This is a genomic window from Marinilabilia salmonicolor JCM 21150 (genome assembly GCF_000259075.1).
In the GTDB taxonomy this organism is placed as follows: Bacteria; Bacteroidota; Bacteroidia; order Bacteroidales; family Marinilabiliaceae; genus Marinilabilia; species Marinilabilia salmonicolor.
Map to the genome: position 1 here is coordinate 24,804 of NZ_AJKI01000042.1, position 15,893 is coordinate 40,696.

General features: G+C 41.7%; 14 protein-coding genes and 2 tRNA genes. 10 read left to right on the top strand and 6 right to left on the bottom strand.

Translation table 11 applies throughout. The features are described from left to right. Positions 1–45: 45 nt before the first annotated feature. The 5 genes from W7W_RS0117870 (at position 46) to W7W_RS0117895 (ending at position 5,233) form a co-directional block, all read left to right on the top strand. Positions 46–999, top strand: a complete 954-nt coding sequence (locus W7W_RS0117870; protein WP_010665029.1) for a UDP-glucuronic acid decarboxylase family protein — start codon at positions 46–48, stop codon at positions 997–999. Then, complete coding sequence (gene rfbA, locus W7W_RS0117875) at positions 992–1,894, top strand: glucose-1-phosphate thymidylyltransferase RfbA (protein ID WP_010665030.1); 903 nt, start codon at positions 992–994, stop codon at positions 1,892–1,894. The genes W7W_RS0117870 and rfbA overlap by 8 nt, the downstream gene beginning before the upstream one ends. 8 nt (positions 1,895–1,902) lie before the next feature. Further along, positions 1,903–2,463 (top strand): dTDP-4-dehydrorhamnose 3,5-epimerase, encoded by a 561-nt coding sequence (gene rfbC / locus W7W_RS0117880; protein ID WP_010665031.1) that lies wholly within the window; start codon positions 1,903–1,905, stop codon positions 2,461–2,463. A gap of 8 nt (positions 2,464–2,471) precedes the next feature. Then, positions 2,472–3,338, top strand: coding sequence for a dTDP-4-dehydrorhamnose reductase (rfbD, locus tag W7W_RS0117885; RefSeq protein ID WP_010665032.1), 867 nt, complete (start codon positions 2,472–2,474; stop codon positions 3,336–3,338). A 137-nt stretch (positions 3,339–3,475) separates the two neighbouring features. After that, positions 3,476–5,233, top strand: a complete 1,758-nt coding sequence (locus W7W_RS0117895; protein WP_010665033.1) for a phospho-sugar mutase — start codon at positions 3,476–3,478, stop codon at positions 5,231–5,233. 59 nt (positions 5,234–5,292) lie between these two features. Here the strand turns inward: W7W_RS0117895 and W7W_RS0117900 are convergent, their stop codons facing one another. Continuing rightward, on the bottom strand, positions 5,293–6,714 hold the full coding sequence (locus W7W_RS0117900; protein ID WP_010665034.1) for an ATP-dependent DNA helicase: 1,422 nt from the start codon (positions 6,712–6,714) through the stop codon (positions 5,293–5,295). Between the two features lie 176 nt (positions 6,715–6,890). Between W7W_RS0117900 and W7W_RS0117905 the strand changes: the two genes are divergently transcribed. The 3 genes from W7W_RS0117905 to W7W_RS0117915 are packed head-to-tail and all read left to right on the top strand — an operon-like array spanning position 6,891 to position 8,919. After that, positions 6,891–7,520 (top strand): hypothetical protein, encoded by a 630-nt coding sequence (locus tag W7W_RS0117905; RefSeq protein ID WP_010665035.1) that lies wholly within the window; start codon positions 6,891–6,893, stop codon positions 7,518–7,520. Between the two features lie 14 nt (positions 7,521–7,534). Further along, the gene (locus W7W_RS0117910; RefSeq protein WP_010665036.1) at positions 7,535–8,389 is read left to right on the top strand and encodes a DUF3822 family protein; all 855 of its coding nucleotides are present in this window, start codon (positions 7,535–7,537) and stop codon (positions 8,387–8,389) included. After that, positions 8,380–8,919, top strand: a complete 540-nt coding sequence (locus W7W_RS0117915) for an RsmD family RNA methyltransferase (protein ID WP_010665037.1) — start codon at positions 8,380–8,382, stop codon at positions 8,917–8,919. Before W7W_RS0117910 ends, W7W_RS0117915 begins: the two co-directional genes overlap by 10 nt. 456 nt (positions 8,920–9,375) lie before the next feature. On the opposite strand, the gene W7W_RS0117920 is transcribed toward W7W_RS0117915, so the two are convergent. The 4 genes from W7W_RS0117920 to aroQ form a co-directional block, all read right to left on the bottom strand. Continuing rightward, positions 9,376–9,449 (bottom strand) — tRNA-Asp (locus tag W7W_RS0117920). A gap of 27 nt (positions 9,450–9,476) precedes the next feature. Further along, positions 9,477–9,553: transfer RNA gene (locus W7W_RS0117925), tRNA-Asp, on the bottom strand. A 169-nt stretch (positions 9,554–9,722) separates the two neighbouring features. After that, positions 9,723–11,162, bottom strand: a complete 1,440-nt coding sequence (gene pyk / locus W7W_RS0117930; protein WP_010665038.1) for a pyruvate kinase — start codon at positions 11,160–11,162, stop codon at positions 9,723–9,725. 41 nt (positions 11,163–11,203) lie between these two features. Then, a complete protein-coding gene (gene aroQ, locus W7W_RS0117935) occupies positions 11,204–11,617 on the bottom strand; it encodes a type II 3-dehydroquinate dehydratase (RefSeq protein ID WP_010665039.1) in 414 nt (137 codons plus the stop codon). 332 nt (positions 11,618–11,949) lie between these two features. On the opposite strand from aroQ, the gene xerD reads away from it, so the two are divergent. Both xerD and pckA read left to right on the top strand, forming a co-directional pair. Continuing rightward, complete coding sequence (xerD, locus tag W7W_RS0117940; RefSeq protein WP_025007045.1) at positions 11,950–12,849, top strand: site-specific tyrosine recombinase XerD; 900 nt, start codon at positions 11,950–11,952, stop codon at positions 12,847–12,849. A 508-nt stretch (positions 12,850–13,357) separates the two neighbouring features. Then, a complete protein-coding gene (gene pckA / locus W7W_RS0117945) occupies positions 13,358–14,977 on the top strand; it encodes a phosphoenolpyruvate carboxykinase (ATP) (protein ID WP_010665041.1) in 1,620 nt (539 codons plus the stop codon). Positions 14,978–15,027: 50 nt separating this feature from the next. Here the strand turns inward: pckA and W7W_RS0117950 are convergent, their stop codons facing one another. Next, positions 15,028–15,888: a TIGR01777 family oxidoreductase gene (locus W7W_RS0117950; protein ID WP_010665042.1), complete on the bottom strand. Its 861-nt coding sequence runs from the start codon at positions 15,886–15,888 to the stop codon at positions 15,028–15,030. Between the last annotated feature and the right edge of the window lie 5 nt (positions 15,889–15,893).

Consider the following 15,893-nt stretch of genomic DNA (forward strand, 5'->3'; position numbering starts at 1 on the left):
CTCTAACTAGAGCCTTGGTTTTCTTGCTGAAACTAAATAAAAGTTATGAAAAGAATTCTTGTCACCGGAGGTGCCGGTTTCATCGGGTCGCATTTGTGCGATAAGCTTATTGAACAGGGACATGATGTTATTTGTCTGGACAATTTTTTCACAGGTGCCAAACAAAACATTCACCACCTGATGGATAATCACTACTTTGAAATGGTGCGTCATGATGTGACGCACCCTTATTTTGTAGAGGTGGACGAAATTTACAATCTGGCTTGTCCGGCATCACCCATTCACTACCAGTACAACCCCATCAAAACCATCAAAACATCTGTGATGGGCGCCATCAATATGCTTGGGCTGGCCAAAAGAATCAGGGCAAAAGTTCTACAGGCTTCCACCAGTGAAGTTTATGGCGATCCCCTCATTCATCCCCAAACCGAAGATTATTGGGGGAATGTAAACCCCATCGGGGTTCGTTCCTGTTACGACGAAGGAAAACGATGTTCCGAAAGTCTTTTTCTCAACTACCACAGACAAAACGGAGTTGACATCAAGATTATCCGCATATTTAACACCTATGGCCCAAGAATGAACCCCAATGACGGCCGGGTAGTCTCCAATTTCATTGTACAGGCTCTTAAAGGGAAAGACATTACTATTTTCGGGGATGGCAGCCAGACCCGCAGTTTCCAGTATGTGGATGACCTCATCGAAGGCATGCAACGCATGATGGTGTCCAGAGAGGACTTCCACGGTCCTGTAAACATCGGAAATCCCAACGAGTTTTCAATGATTGAGCTGGCCAACGAAATTCTGGATCTGACAGGTTCAAAATCAAAAATTGTTCATGAGGCTTTGCCTGAAGATGACCCGACGCAGCGCAAACCGGACATCTCTCTGGCACAAAAAGAACTCAACAACTGGGAGCCAAAGGTGCAGCTTAGAGAGGGTCTTTCTAAAACCATTGAATATTTTGATGATTTACTAAGAAAACCACACCATGTCTAATTATAAAGGAATTATTCTGGCAGGAGGTTCAGGAACCAGGTTGTATCCGGCCACCCAAAGCATATCAAAACAGATCATTCCGGTTTACGACAAGCCCATGATCTATTATCCGCTGTCGGTTTTAATGCTTTCCGGCATACGGGAAATACTGGTTATTTCAACTCCTCACGATCTTCCATTGTACAAACGACTATTTGCCGATGGCAGCCAGTGGGGATTAAAAATTGAATATGCAGAACAACCTTCGCCCGACGGACTTGCCCAGGCATTTATCATAGGAGAGAATTTTATCGGAGATTCTCCCGTGAGTCTGATTCTGGGTGACAATATTTTCTACGGTTATGAATTCAGCCGGATTCTGAATGAAGTATCTCCCCGGGAAGACAATGCCTTTATTTTCGGATATTACGTCAATGACCCGGAGCGATATGGAGTGGCCGAATTTGATGATCAGGGCAAAGTTCTGAGCATTGAGGAAAAACCGGATCATCCCAAATCAAATTATGCAGTTACAGGACTCTATTTTTATCCACCTGATGTGGTTGAAAAAGCTAAAAAGTTAAAACCCAGTGCCCGGGGAGAATTGGAAATCACCGATCTGAATAAACTTTATCTTGAAGAAAACAGGCTTAAGACAAAACTTCTCGGACGCGGTATGGCATGGCTGGACACCGGAACACACGATAGCTTGCTGCAGGCTTCCAATTTTATTGCCACCATCGAAAACCGTCAGGGATTGAAAGTGGCCTGTATCGAGGAAATTGCCTACAAAAGGGAGTACATCAACCGCGAGCAATTACTAAAACTGGCTGAACCCCTGAAAAAAAATGAATACGGACAGTATCTGATTAAGATTGCCAATCAGAATCTGAGAACCATTCAAAAACAATTATAATAGCGAATATGCAGATATTGCAAACAAAAATTCCCGGCTTATTAATCATTGAACCCGACGTTTTTGAAGATCAACGGGGATATTTTTTTGAATCCTACAATCAGGAAAGATATATAGCAGCAGGATTTGACACCCGGTTTATACAGGACAACATTTCCTCTTCGGTACGCGGTGTAATCAGGGGACTCCATTATCAACTTGCGCCTTATTCACAGGCAAAACTCATCCAGGTCCTGAAAGGAACGGTGCTTGATATCGCAGTAGATTTGCGGCAGGGTTCTCCCACCTTTGGCGAACATTATTCCATAGAACTCTCTGAGAAAAACCGCCGTCAGTTTTTTGTTCCCCGCGGCTTTGCTCACGGCTTCTCTGTCTTGAGCAAGGAGGTACTATTCCATTACAAATGTGACAATTTTTACAACCGGGAAGCTGAGAGAGGAATCAACTTTAACGATGCTCAGTTAAATATAGACTGGCAGATTCCCGAACAGGAAGCCATCGTATCGGGAAAAGATCAGGCACTTCCTTCATTTAAGGAAGCTGAACGTAATTTTGTATTCAGACACTAAAGAACTTTATGAAAAAAATACTTATCATCGGACGTGAAGGTCAACTGGGAAGCACACTAACAGAGCAAGCAGAAAATATACAATGGGCTGATTTTTTCCACACCACTGTTGATACACTGGATTTAATGGATGCATCAGCCATCAGCAATTATTTTAAAGACAAGAATTTCGACTTCATCATTAATTGCGCTGCCTATACCGCAGTGGATCGTGCGGAAACAGATACTGCCCCCGCATGGCGATTAAATGCCGAAGCCGCCAATGAACTGGCAGCAGAAGCAGCACGAATGGGAGCATACTTCATACACATATCAACCGATTATGTATTTGGCGGAACCCATTTCCAGCCCCTGAAACCTGATGATTCTAAGACACCAGATTCAGTTTATGGAAAATCAAAACTTCAGGGCGAACTGGATGTGTTGCAACAACAACCTCAAAGTATTATTATCCGAACTTCATGGCTCTATTCTATCTATGGAAAAAACTTTTTAAAAACCATGCTACAGCTGGGCAGGGAACGGGATTCGCTGAATGTGGTTTTCGATCAGGTGGGCACCCCTACCCTGGCCGACGATCTGGCAAATACCATTCTCACTATCATAGAAAAGGTTGTTACAGATAAAAAAGAATTTATTCCGGGAGTTTACCATTTTTCCAATGAGGGAGTCTGCAGTTGGTACGATTTCACCAAGGCCATTTTTCATGAAACAGGCATCTCATGTAAGGTTACCCCTGTTGAATCGGACCAGTTTCCCACACCTGCTCCCAGACCATACTTCTCAGTGATGGACAAGTCTAAAATAAAACAGACTTATGATATAGAAATTACACATTGGCAGGATAGCCTGAGAAAATGCCTCAGAAAATTATAATGTAATAAGCATGAAGTTTAACTTTCTCAAACCATCCGCGAGCTGCCCCTGTTAATGGGAAAAGACCTGTATCATCAGGCTTCCCAAAAAAATATTGCACCAGAAAAAAATAAGAATAAAACTAAAAACATACTGTCATGACTAAAGAAAAAATCCCTGCACAAGTAATTGAAAAAGCAAATCAATGGCTTAACGGAAAATATGATGATGAGACAAAAGCTTCAGTACAAAAGATGATGGATGCAAACGACTCCTCAGAGTTGATTGATGCTTTCTACAAAGATCTGGAATTTGGTACCGGTGGTTTGCGGGGAGTTATGGGGGTTGGAAGTAACCGCATGAATCGCTATACTGTAGGGACTGCCACTCAGGGACTGGCCAATTATCTGAAGAAAGAGTTCAGTAATCTCCCGGAAATAAAAGTAGTCATTGGATACGATTGCAGGAACAACAGTCGCTATTTTGCTGAAACAGCTGCAAATATATTCTCGGCAAATGGAATTCGGGCATTTATTTTTGAAGATTTGAGGCCAACTCCGGAAATCTCCTATGCCATTAGAGAACTCAAGTGTCAGAGTGGCATCATTCTTACCGCTTCTCACAACCCCAAAGAGTACAACGGATATAAAGCTTACTGGGAAGATGGTGCACAGATACTGGGACCACACGACAAAAACATTATCAATGAAGTCCAAAGCATCACTGATGTGGAAGACATAAAATTTGATGGCAACGAAGAACTGATTGAAACGCTCGGGGCCGCCATGGATGAAAAATTCATTCAGGAAGTAACAGCACTTTCATTTAATCCGGATGTGGTACAAAGGCAAAAGGACATGAAGATTGTATTCAGTCCTATTCATGGAACAACAGTAAAAATGGTGCCTGCAGCCCTGGAACGGATGGGATTCAAAAACGTGATTCATGTTCCTGAACAAGACGTGGTAAGCGGCGATTTTCCCACTGTGATCTCTCCCAATCCGGAAGAACCGGCAGCCCTGGAAATGGCCATCAATAAAGCAAAAGAAACCAATGCCGACATTGTTATAGCAACCGATCCCGACGGAGACCGTCTGGGTATTGCCGTACGTAACGAGGAGAATGAGTTCGTGCTGGTCAACGGAAACCAGACTGCCATACTGCTCACCTGGTATATGCTGAACCAATGGAAAGAAAAGGGAATGCTTACAGGAAAAGAATTTACCGTTAAAACCATCGTTACCTCCGAACTAATAAAGACCATTGCCGATCAAGCAGGTGTGGAATGTTTTGACACATATACCGGCTTTAAATGGATCGCAGGGGTGATTCGCGAAAACGAGGGCATCAAAAAATACATTTGCGGAGGCGAAGAAAGCTATGGTTTTATGCCCGGTGATTATGTCAGAGATAAAGATTCCGTGGGTTCGATTGTTATGATTAGTGAGATTGCTGCATGGGCAAAAGATCAGAACAAATCGGTTTATGACTTGCTGAAAGATATTTACATCGAAAACGGATTCTCTCAGGAAAAGATGAAATACATCGTGCGTAAAGGCAAAAGCGGTGCAGAAGAGATTGAAGCTTTGATGAAAAAATTCCGAGACACCCCTCCGGCACAACTTGGCGGCTCAAAGGTAAGCCTGATGAAGGACTATCTGACCTTAAAAGCAAAAAATCTTATCTCAGGAGAAACGACCGACATTACCGATAAACCCACCACCTCAAATGTACTGCAGTTCTTTACAGAGGATGGTTCCAAAGTCTCGGTTCGTCCATCCGGAACAGAACCAAAAATAAAGTTCTATTTTGAAGTGAGAGACAATATGAAGAACCGGGAGGAGTTTAACTCTGTATCGGCCAAAGCACTGAAAAAGATAGACAGCATCATGACCGACATGGAAGTGGGCGAATAGAAGAAAAGTGAATTTTGTAAAAGGGTTTTGCTTCCTGCATAACCCTTTTTTTATATTGCCTAATCCCCAAAAAATGCATCCGGGAAATTAACCAGGTAAACCCGCTCAGTACCACGGGTTATGGCAGTATAAAGCCACCTCAGGAAATCCCTAGAGAGATACTCTTCCGTAAAATATCCGAGGTCTACAAAAACTGCTTTCCACTGGCCACCCTGAGATTTATGACAGGTCATTGCATAGGCAAATTTCACCTGTAAAGCATTGTAAAAGTCATTTTCCCGGGTGCTGTCAAAGCGTCTTTTGGAATCCGGTTCATCCTGATAATCTTCCATGATCTTATAGAAGAAAGCTTCCTGCTCATCCTGTCTAAGACCGGCACCCGGAAGCGAAACTGAGTCCATCAGAATCTTTACATCCAGTTCCACCTCTTTATAATCTACAAGCCGCAGCACCACATCAGCAAACCTGCGCCCGTAAAGCTCCTGATGGCCGGTAATTCGTGCCACCTCTGCAATATCACCATTGGCAATGAAATTAACTTTATCATCCTCTTTAACCCAATGATAATTGTTTTTCATTACCAAAAGATAATCCCCAACGGTAAGCTCCTCCTCTCTGAAAAGCATGGAGTTTCGGATACCCTGATTGTAAAGGTTGGCTCTTTTATTGGTACGACATACCACCAAAGTCTCTTCCTGACCAAAATGGCTGTAACAATAGTCGAGTTCCTCCATCAGCTCAGCACCGGTAATGCGAAAAAAATCAGGAAATTCATCAACCACAAAAGCAGGATAAGAGCCGTCCTGAACACCGCTCCCAAGCATGTCGCGTAAATGAGTCGCGTTGGTAAGAATACCGCTGTCTGCCTTTTGTCGAACCACATCAGTGAGTGTGGCATTGTAAACCATAAGGCCATAAGCTTCAATATTCCCCTTCTCCAAAGCCGGGCTAAGAGATATACCCACCGGTGGAAGCTGTGCGTCGTCTCCGATAAACAGAATGCTGCAATTGGAAGCAGAAAAAACAAACTTCAGTAAGTCATCCAGCAGACGACCGGACCCAAAAAGGCTGGCACTTCCATCATTGGCAATCATAGAAGCCTCATCCACAACGAATAAAGTATCCTTATGAAGATTTTTATTCAGATCAAAAGCGGCAAACCCGTCCCTGGATGACTGTTGCCGGTAAATTTTTTTATGGATGGTATAAGCAGGCATTCCCACACTATTGGACAAAACTTTCGCCGCGCGTCCGGTTGGAGCCAACAAAAAAGCTTTCTGTTTCAGTTCCGAAAGTACCTGTACAACCGCCTTAACCATGGTAGTCTTTCCGGTTCCGGCATATCCTTTTAAAATAAAGGCAGACCGGTCCGTTGGTGTTGCCAGAAACTCTCCGAGTACACCGGCTGCCTCCTCCTGTGACGCAGTAGGCAAAAAACCTAAACCATCAATCAGTTTTGTCTTTAAAAAATCCTGCAGCATATCCAACCAATTTGTACCTCGAAACAGCCTGATTTCATTTCCACTTCAATACCATATTTTACAAGCGCTGAAACAATAATGCACAAAGATTTGCGAATTATTTCAGATAAAGAAATGAAGGTTTGATTTTTTTTATAAATTTGTGCTTTCAAATAAAAAACAAAATCCGAAAAATAATGAAAACAGCAATCCAGATTATTCTGACAGTTGCCATTCTTGCATTGGGTTATCTGTGTGTAGAGAGCATTCAAAAGCCAGTAAGATTCAAGCAGGCACACAACGAAAGGAAAGAAAAAGTAATTGAAAGACTGGAAGGAATCCGCGAAGCTCAACGGGCCTATAAAACTCTGAACGGGAAATTTACCGGCAGCTTTGACACCCTCATTGAGTTTATCAACAATGATTCTCTTCGTCTTGTTAAAATGGAAGGACGTCTGACTGACAGCATGCTGGAAGCAGGAATGACCGAGTTAGAAGCTCTGAAAAGAGGAATCATCAAAAGGGATACTATTTTTGTTTCTGTAAAAGATTCACTTTTCAACAAAAACTTCATCCCAGACTCACTAAGGTACGTACCATTTACCAGCAAAGAAGAATTCCAAATGGAGGCCACAACAATCAATACAGCTTCCGGGGTTGAAGTTCCAATTTTTGAAGCAAAAGTACACAACAACACTTACCTCAATGGTCTTGAAGAGCAGGAAATTATTAACCTGAACGATGCAGACCTTGCGTACGAAAGATATCCGGGATTGAAAGTTGGTTCACTCACTGAGGCCAATAACAGCGCCGGTAACTGGGAATAACAAAAATTTTATTTATGATTCCTGACCTCTCTGTGGTTGACGAAACTTACGATACAACGATTACATCGTCATATTTTTTATCCATCCAGGCAAGCCTGGATGGATTTTCTTTTTGTACACTCGATCCTGTCAGGAACAAATATGTACAATTTCGGCATTTTGCATTTAAAAATCTGACACCTGAAGAACTTCCGGAAATTGCCGAACAGATCTTCAGGGACAATGAACTCTTAAACTTACCCTATAAAAAAGTTTTTGTTCTGATTCCCTCGCCGGTTTCAACACTGGTTCCATCAGGCCTTTTTCAGCCCGACGAAGCCCACAAATGGTTAAGCTTCACGCACCAGATTCCGTCAGGAAATGACATTGCCCATACCAATATGAAAATGGCAGATGCCTGCACTATTTTCACCATTCCCGAAAGGCTCAAAAGTCTCTTTAAGCGTCAATTTCCGGAACCACTGTTCTTTCATCAGTATGTCCCCATGACAGAGACAAAACTGGCCGTTAGCAGACCGGGAAACAGCAAAAGTCAGGTAATAATAAACGTTCAAAACCGCTTCTTTGACCTGGTGGTTCTGGAAAAAAATAATCTGAGGCTTTGCAACACCTTTGAGATAAACGGGGAAGATGATCTCATTTATTTTACCCTTTTTGTCTTCGAACAATTACAGATATCCCCCTCCACGGCAGAAGTACTATTTATTGGTCATCACCCTTCATCTGATGCAATTAAACAGAAGCTTGGGAAATACCTTAAACATATTAAGCAACCCGGGCTTCCATCCGGTTTTCAGTACAGTTACCTATTCAGAGATATTCCCGGCCACCAGTTTCATAACCTTTTCAGTCTTGCAGGATGCGTGTAGTTAGTGGAAAATTAAAAGGCAGACGATTCTCGCCACCAGCCTCATTCAAAGCCCGTCCAACAACAGATCAGGCAAGGGAGAGCCTGTTCAACATCCTGAACAATTTGATTTCGTTTGAGGACCAGGAAGTTTTGGATCTATTTGGTGGCACAGGAGCAATTTCATATGAGTTTGCCTCTCGTAGAGCAATTTCGGTAACCACCGTGGAAAAAAGTTTTCCCCACTTCAAATTCATAAAGACTACCTCTGAAGCATTTGGATTATCCGGAATCATCAAAATCGTAAAAGCTGATGTGTTTAAATACCTCCAAAAAGAAAACAAAGCCTACTCCCTGATTTTCGCTGATCCTCCCTTCAGCCTACCTCATTTGAAGGAATTACCATCCATTATAATCAAATCCAAAGCTCTTCAATCATCAGGCATATTCATTTTAGAACATGGTCCCGATAACAACTTCGAAGATCATCCCAATTTTTGGCAACAACGCAATTACGGGAAAGTAAACTTTTCGTTTTTTCAGCACAAATAATCGATGAAGTCGGAAATCTGCCCGAAAACTAAATCTCTGGGATTGAAATCCCAGACCAGCAATATGAACCGTGCCTATGGCACTACAAAGCCATCAAAGCTCCATCTTAGCGACTCATCTTATAATTCTACAGCTCATTCCAGCGAACAGAAAACAAAAAGGCCACAACAAAACCCCTGAACAACAAATTGAATCTCCAAGCCCAGGGATTAAATCCCCGACAACGGCATGTATCGTGCATATTGGGATTAAAACATCGTCAAAGCTCCATAGGAGCGCCCCATCTTATAATCCTGGAATTCATTCCAGGGGATAAACAAGACAAAACAAAAAGAACGACAACAAAACTTTTTAGTGGTGCGAAAAGGAACTAGACCCAGGTTTTGCATGTGGTCCGAACTCACATCTCCTGAAACAAAAAAAAGCCACTGAAATAAATCAGTGACTTTTTTTTTGCGGTCTGGACGGGACTCGAACCCGCGACCTTCGGCGTGACAGGCCGACATTCTAACCAACTGAACTACCAGACCAAAAGGGAGCTCTTTAATATTTTCTGGTGGCGGTCTGGACGGGACTCGAACCCGCGACCTTCGGCGTGACAGGCCGACATTCTAACCAACTGAACTACCAGACCAGAAAAGAGCGCTACCCTTTTGTTTTAAAGCGTTGCAAAGATAACGGTTCTTTTCATTCCTGCAATACAAAATGCAATTTTCTTGACCTTTTTTTTCATTAAAAAAAGAACCGCCAATTTAACTATTTGATAAATTGGCGGTTGATAAAATAGTAATTATTTAAAAAAATTACTCTTCATTTTCGACAAACCGGTTTGTTTTCTTCAAAAGAGCTTCCACGGTAACAATTTCAAGGTAAGTGGTACCACCACCGATACCGAAACTACCCCCCAGATAGGCAATCAAATCCTCATTGTTGATTACCTTAACCTCCTGAAGCCGGTTCAATGTTTTCTTCAAAATTTCTCCCTTTGAACTACCTGCCTCGGTTAACTCAGGAAAAACCCCGTACGACAAGGCAAGCTCACGACCTACCCTTTTATTGTAACACAAAGCAACCACAGCATTCTGTCCGCGAAAAGCCGACAGATAACGCGCAGTTTTTCCTGTAAGACTATCGGTCAGGACAGTCTTAATATCGAGTTCACGTGAAGCTTTCACTGCTGTATCGGCCAGATAAGCGGTAATATCATGCTTTACCACATCCACCGGAATATCATTTCTACTATCTTTAGCTGCTTCTACCTCACGGGCAATGCTGGCCATAGTTTTTACCGACTCCACGGGGTAAGCTCCATAAGCTGTTTCGCCGCTAAGCATAATCGCATCGGTCCGATAATAAATGGCATTGGCAACATCGGTTACTTCTGCTCTTGTGGGCCGGGGATTCTTAATCATTGAGTGCAACATCTGGGTAGCAACGATAACCGGCTTCTTTGCTTCCACACACTTACGGATAAGCTGGCGCTGAAGGCCCGGTATTTTTTCCTGCGGAATTTCAATTCCCAAATCTCCACGAGCCACCATTACACCATATACATTCTCAAGAATCTCATCAATATTTTCAACACCTTCCTGATTTTCGATCTTGGCAATAATTTTCACAGGGCTTTCGTGCTCATCCAGAATCTTCTGAATTTCGATTACATCTTCCTTATTTCTCACAAAAGAGTGAGCAATAAAATCAATTTCATTCTCGATGGCATAGCGAATAAACCCTTTATCTCGCTGTGTCAGCGAAGGCAGGTTGATTCGAACCCCCGGAACATTCACACTCTTCCTGCTCCCGAGGGTACCATCGTTCATAACCTTACACTTGAGTTCTCCATTGTCCTTCTCAATTACCTCAAGATCAATTTCGCCATCATCTATCAGGATATGACTACCCACTGAAACATCATCAGCAATATGAGGGTAAGAAACACAGATTTTTCGTTCATCTGTTTTACTATCCGGATCACCCACCAACAATAACTCAGAACCTGTCTTCAACTCAATGTCTTCATCAGAGATGGTGGTTCTCACTTCGGGCCCCTTCGTATCAACCAGGATAGCAATCTCATCGGACACCTCCCTGATATTGGTAACAATTTTGTTAATACCTTCAAAATCCAGATGGGCAGTATTCAGACGAGCCACATTCATTCCCGCTTCAAAAAGTCCCCTGACAAAATCAACCTCACATCGTTGATCGGACACCGTTGCCACAATTTTGGTGAATTTCTTCATTCCTTGTTATTTTTTCAGATAAAAAATATGATTATTCAACTCTACATTAAAGATTCAATGGCCAGCCGATACGAATCCAGTCCAAACCCCGCAATTACCCCTTTACAAACAGGGGACAAAAAACTGTGATGCCTGAACTCTTCCCGCTTAAACACATTGGATATATGCACTTCAACCACCGGAGCTGCTACAGCCGAGACTGCATCGGCAATAGCTACCGATGTATGCGTATAAGCACCAGCATTGAGGACTATCCCGTCGACACTAAAACCCGACTTATGAATTTTATTAATAATTTCACCCTCAGAATTGGATTGGAAGTAATCAATCTTAACAGAAGAAATTTTTTTTTGTAAGATAGAGAGATAGTCATCGAAAGATTGGTTCCCATAAGTATCTGGTTCCCGTACGCCCAATAAATTCAAGTTCGGGCCATTGATAATGAGGATGTTCATAAAACTAAATATTTAAACCGATGCAAAAATACGACAATGGTGCAAAATAAAAAAAGTAACCTGAAAATGCTTCCAAATATACTGTAATAGAGCCTGTTAATACACAAAAGAACAAATCATTGTTTTACCTGTTGTAACAATATATTACATTTCAGGTTTATATGGCAAATTAATAGACAAAATATTTGCATTTACATAAAATTTTTTTGCAACTTTAACCTAATATTATCATTTTGGTATTTTATATTGCTTATTAAAAACTGACCATTGTGCGTGAAGATACCAAATGATTAAAATCAGATGACACTCCATAAAAACAAATCATAGAAATGATGAAATGGGAAAATGAAATTGAAGGGTTTAAGAATTATCTGAAAATTGAAAAAGGACTATCGGACAATTCCATTCACGCCTATATAACTGACCTGTATAAGCTGGTTCAGTTTCTCAAGGAAAAACAATACGACCTGAGTCCGGAACGAATTGTACTAGATCACCTCAAACAAATGCTTGAATGGGTCAACGGAAAAGGAATCAGTCCACGAACGCAGGCACGGATTATCAGCGGCATCAAATCTTTTTATAAATACTTGTTGATCGAAGAGAAAGTTGACCGGGATCCCACTGCTTTGCTGGAAACTCCTAAGGTGGGTCGTAAACTTCCTGAAATACTATCCGTTGAGGAAATTGATACCATCATCAATGCCGTAGATACTAAAAAAGCTGAAGGACAAAGAAATAAAGCTATTTTGGAAACACTTTACAGTTGCGGACTCAGAGTTTCAGAGCTGATTGACTTAAAGATATCCAATTTGTTTTTTGAATCAGGATTTGTAAAAATCGAAGGCAAAGGAAGCAAAGAACGGTTGGTTCCCATAAGCACTAAGGCCATTAAGGAAATCAACCTCTACCTGAGTGAATATCGCCGAAACCTGAATGTTCACCCGGATCATGAAGACATTCTTTTCCTTAACCGGAGGGGGAAAAAATTGTCAAGGGTGATGATTTTTACAATTATCAAAAACATCACCAAAAAACTTGGATTTGAGAAAAACATCAGCCCTCATACCTTTAGGCATTCCTTTGCTACACACCTGATCGACGGAGGTGCAAACCTCAGGGCTGTTCAGGAAATGCTTGGACATGAATCCATTATCACCACAGAAATTTACACACACCTAGACAAGGAATACCTTAAAAATACCATCATCCAGTACCATCCAAGATCCTAATCAGAAAACCTACTGATATATATTACTATAATAAAAAAAATTAAATGCCCGGAAAAATAAGCTTTTTCCGGGCATTTTGCTCTCTGCCTGCTGACTTACCTTTATAAATTACCTTATTCATATTGATTCTCACGACACTCCCGGCATCTAATAAAACGCTCTATCATCTGTTCTACCTTAGATAAAGAAAATCTCACCACTGCATCTACATCTTGTTTTAAATATATTTAATACTTAAATACCTTTTTATGTCTTGAATTTAACAATTATTTCTCTCAAATTTGTGTCATTCTAATTCATATAAACTCTTGTTCATTTCATTTAGACATTATTTTGTCAATCACGGCAATTAAAACACTTTAAACCAACAATTTAAAACAAAACAGCCCATAAATATTAAATTCATTTAATGATTTTTTTCTTTATTAATGTATTTTTTATACTTTTGATTTGATTTGATTTAAAAAACTCATCATAAGAGTATTACAAAAAGTAAAAAAACTTTAATATGCAAAAGCCAAATTTAACAAAGTATGGAATTACGGACGTAAAAGAAATTGTCCACAATCCCTCTTACGAAATCCTTTTTAAAGATGAAACCAACCCCAACCTGGAAGGTTATGAAAAAGGTATTGTCACAGAACTGGATGCAGTTGCAGTAGATACAGGAGTATTTACAGGGCGCTCACCTAAGGACAAGTATATTGTAAAAGATCAAACCACTAAAAACACCATCTGGTGGACTTCGGAACATGCCCCCAACGACAACAAGCCTGCTTCACCAGAGGTTTGGGAAGAACTGAAAGAGATCACCATTCAACAGCTTTCAGGAAAAAAGCTTTATGTGATGGATACGTTCTGTGGGGCCAACCCCGACACCCGATTAAAAGTTCGGTTTATTATGGAAGTTGCCTGGCAGGCACATTTCGTAAAAAATATGTTCATCCGCCCCACAGAGGAGGAACTTGAAAACTATGGAGAGCCCGATTTTGTTTCATTGAATGCAGCAAAGACGGTAAATCCCAAATGGAAAGAACATGGATTAAACTCTGAAGTTTATACAGTCTTTAACCTCACCGAAAAAATGCATGTGCTTGGCGGGTCATGGTATGGCGGGGAGATGAAAAAAGGTATTTTCGCCATGATGAACTACCTGCTTCCACTGCAAGGAATTGCAGCAATGCACTGTTCTGCAAACGTTGGAAAAGAAGGGGACACGGCTATTTTCTTTGGTCTCTCCGGCACAGGAAAAACCACACTTTCCACAGATCCTAAACGAGCTCTGATCGGAGATGACGAACACGGATGGGACGACGATGGTGTTTTCAACTTTGAAGGTGGATGTTATGCAAAAACCATCAACCTTGACAAAGATGCTGAGCCTGATATTTATCAAGCAATAAAGCGCGATGCTCTTCTGGAAAATGTAGGTGTTGACGAAAATGGAAAAATTGATTTCACCGACTCCTCCAAGACAGAGAACACAAGAGTCTCCTACCCCATTTATCACATCCATAACATTGTAAAGCCCGTATCAAGAGCCGGGCACGCAAAGAAAGTCATCTTCCTCACTGCCGACGCTTTTGGGGTCATGCCTCCTGTTTCCAAACTTACCCCCGAACAAACCAAATATCATTTCCTTAGCGGATTTACTGCCAAACTCGCAGGAACAGAAAGAGGTATCACTGAACCGGTTCCCTGTTTTTCCGCTTGTTTCGGAGAAGCTTTTCTTTCACTTCATCCTACCAAGTATGCAGAAGAACTGGTAAAAAGAATGGAAGCAGCAGGTGCCACTGCCTACCTGGTAAATACCGGTTGGAACGGTACGGGAAAGCGAATTTCCATAAAAGATACCAGGGCAATTATCGACCGAATACTTGACGGCTCTATTGAACACTCTGAAACCAAAACCGTTCCCGTATTCAATCTGGAAGTACCTGTAGCTCTTGACGAGGTAAATCCCAGAATTCTGGATCCCAGAGATACTTACAGCAATGTTGAAGAATGGGAAGACAGAGCAAAAGATCTTGCTTCCAGATTCATCCAAAACTTTGTTAAATACACAGATAATGAAGAAGGAAAAGCTCTTGTTACAGCTGGCCCCCAACTAGATGAAGTAACTGTTTGAAACATAAAATGAGAATAATTTCAAGAACGGGATGCAAAAAGTGTCCCGTTTTATTTTTTCAACAAATCGCCAAGAGCCAGTCGGATATCAGGATAGCGATACTGAAACCCACTATCCGGAAGCCGGTGAGGTACCACCTTCTGCCCTTCGGTAATAACACTTGCTGCTCCCCCATAAAGTAAACGCAATGCAAATTCAGGAATAACAAAAAAAGCAGGACGATTAAGAACAGCACTAAGCGCAGCAGTAAACTCAGCATTGGATACCATTTGCGGGGCAACCATATTGAAAACGCCCCGTTGATCATCATGGTTTATGATCCATTCAACACCGGCTGTTAAATCATCAATATGAATATATGGCATTGGCTGCATTCCATCACCAATACGTCCTCCGACACCCATTTTAAAAGGAAGAGCCATTTGCTTCAGGGCTCCGCCTTCTGAAGACAAAACCATCCCCAGCCGAATAACAGCAAGTCTTATTTTTGAAGTATCCACCTGCATTGCCTCAGCTTCCCACTTCTGACATACCAACGAAAGAAAATCATCGGCATATTCGGTGGAGTACTCATCATGTACTTCAAAAGTATCATAAATACCAACCGCCGAAGCCGACACAAACACCGATGGCGATTGTGTCATTCCATTCATTGCCTCCACAAGTTTTCCGGTAGTCTCAGTACGGCTGCGGAGAATGGTTTCTTTCCATTTTTTTGTCCATCTTTTAAGAATTGGAGCTCCCGCCAGATGCACCAACACATCCACGCCAGTTAACTTATCCTGCAGATAAGATATATCCTGACGAAAGTCGGCGCGCCCTATTCCGGTAACACAATGACCTTCATTCAACAATCTTTCAGCTAAAGCCTGCCCCACCAATCCGGTAATACCGCTTATTGCTATATTCATGCCTG